The following is a 480-nucleotide window of genomic DNA, read 5'->3' as shown; positions in this document are numbered from 1 at the left end:
GCGCCATGCGGAGCGCGCCGAGTTCGAGCAGCTTGCGGTAGTCGAAGACCTCGTCGATGCGCTGCCTGCTCAACGGCGCGACGACGGCTCCTCGATGGCGCTCGTGGACCACCAGGCCGCGCTCGACGAGCAGGCGCAGCGCCGAGCGGATCGTGTGCCTGCCGACGTCGAAGCGCTCGGCCAGGTCCGACTCGCGCAGTCGGGTGCCGACGGGGTGGGCGCCGTCGAGCAACTCGTCCCGCACAGCCGCGGCGATCCGCTCGGGAACGGTCTGCGAACCGCTGTCATCGCTGGCTGGCACAGCCATTCCCGCTCCTCGTCCCCGAACTGCCCGCTATCGCTGATAGACGATACACGGCGATTCTGTCTCATAATTATTGTCAAAATTGTTGCGCAATAATCAGAATCAGGAGTGATCATGCTTATCGACGGAGTCCGAGTGCACGGCGACAGCGGGCGGCCGGTGCTCCTGCTGCCCGG

Annotated in this window: 1 protein-coding gene; it reads right to left on the bottom strand. The window is 65.8% G+C overall.

Going from position 1 to position 480, the window contains the following annotated elements; genetic code table 11:
• Positions 1-307, bottom strand: a 307-nt coding sequence (locus tag CCN37_RS37990) for a GntR family transcriptional regulator (protein ID WP_143262058.1), incomplete at its 3' end; no start/stop codon positions are given.
• Positions 308-480: the final 173 nt, after the last annotated feature.

Source organism: Allokutzneria sp. NRRL B-24872 (assembly GCF_002155965.1).
Classification (GTDB): Bacteria; Actinomycetota; Actinomycetes; order Mycobacteriales; family Pseudonocardiaceae; genus Allokutzneria.
This window is presented reverse-complemented; position numbering and strand designations above follow the sequence as displayed.